This window comes from Bradyrhizobium sp. IAR9 (genome assembly GCF_013408065.1).
Taxonomy (GTDB): Bacteria; Pseudomonadota; Alphaproteobacteria; order Rhizobiales; family Xanthobacteraceae; genus Bradyrhizobium.
Genome location: NZ_JACBZW010000036.1, coordinates 1 through 1,223 on the forward strand (window position 1 = coordinate 1; position 1,223 = coordinate 1,223).

Consider the following 1,223-nt stretch of genomic DNA (forward strand, 5'->3'; position numbering starts at 1 on the left):
TGTCCGGCCCGAAGAGATGGGTAACGGATCGTACCTAAGAGATGGGTGACAACCTCGTGCCGAACGGGTTGTCGAGGGGTTGCAGGGTCTTCTGCTCCAGGTCGAAATATCCAAGATCATAGTGCATGAAGCTGACGAGCCAAATGCCCTCGTCGACCTCCTTGATGCCGAGCTTCTGGCCGGCCAAGACAAGGGAGATATTGATTCTCTTACGGTGAAGGCAGAGACGCCCGCAGGAGGTGACGACGACGTCGCGATCGTGAAAGGGATAGGCCAATTCCGGCAAGCCCTCGTAGTGGCGGGCTGAGGCGGTGTAGAGATCTGCCGGGCGCTTCATGTCGAGAGCCTCATGCGGTCGCTCCTCATTGAATTCGTGCAGGAAGCTGTCGAAGCGATCTTGCTGTTGCAGGCTGTTGAACCCCGGCGGACGGGTAGCTTCCTTCTTGAGGGTGAGATGCATGCGCTCATGCCGGCCGTTCTGCTGAGGATGGCCGGGCTTGATGCGCTCGATGGCAATGCCGAGCCTGAGCCACCACACCGACAGCTTTGAGAGGTTGAACAGAGCGTTGGGGCTGGCAAAGGGCACGCCGTTGTCGGAGCGGATGGCAAGCGGCAGGCCGCGCTCACGGAACAGCCGTTCAAAGGCGGTTATGGCGGGGTCTTCTCGTGTCGAGTCCAGCGCTTCACAAAGCAGCAGGAAGCGCGAGGCATGATCGGTAACGGTCAGCGGATAACAGTATCGGCCATTGCCGAGCTTGAACTCGCCCTTGAAGTCGGCACACCACAGATCATTGGGGCATGTGCCCTGGGATAGCGGCGTGCCGCGCGCGCGGTGGCGCGGCCCGCCGCCGCGCTTGACCAGGCCATGGCGGTCGAGCACCGCGTGGATGGTGCTTTTGGCTGGAACCCTGAGGTCGCCGTCGAGCCGCCTGACCAGGAGCTCACGTATCTTGCGTGCACCCCAATGCGGCTTCTCGGCCTTGAGCTGCACGATCAGGGTCGCGATCTGGCTCGGCAGCTGATTGGCATAGCGGACCGGCCGCCGGGAGCGATCGCTCAGGGCCTCGAGACCGTACTCCTTATAGCGATCGAAGATCTTGTAGCCGGTCTTGCGCGATATGCCGAACTCGCGGCAGACCTCGGACATGGCTTCTCCTTCCAGAAGCCGGGCGACAAAGCGAAGGCGTTCTTCCATGACCGAACTCGCTCTCCACGGCATCGCC

General features: G+C 61.6%; 1 protein-coding gene. It reads right to left on the bottom strand.

All coding sequences use genetic code 11. The features are described from left to right. Nucleotides 1-34 precede the first annotated feature (34 nt). Complete coding sequence (locus GGD67_RS39025) at nucleotides 35-1,219, bottom strand: IS481 family transposase (RefSeq protein WP_179740345.1); 1,185 nt, start codon at nucleotides 1,217-1,219, stop codon at nucleotides 35-37. Nucleotides 1,220-1,223 lie beyond the last annotated feature (4 nt).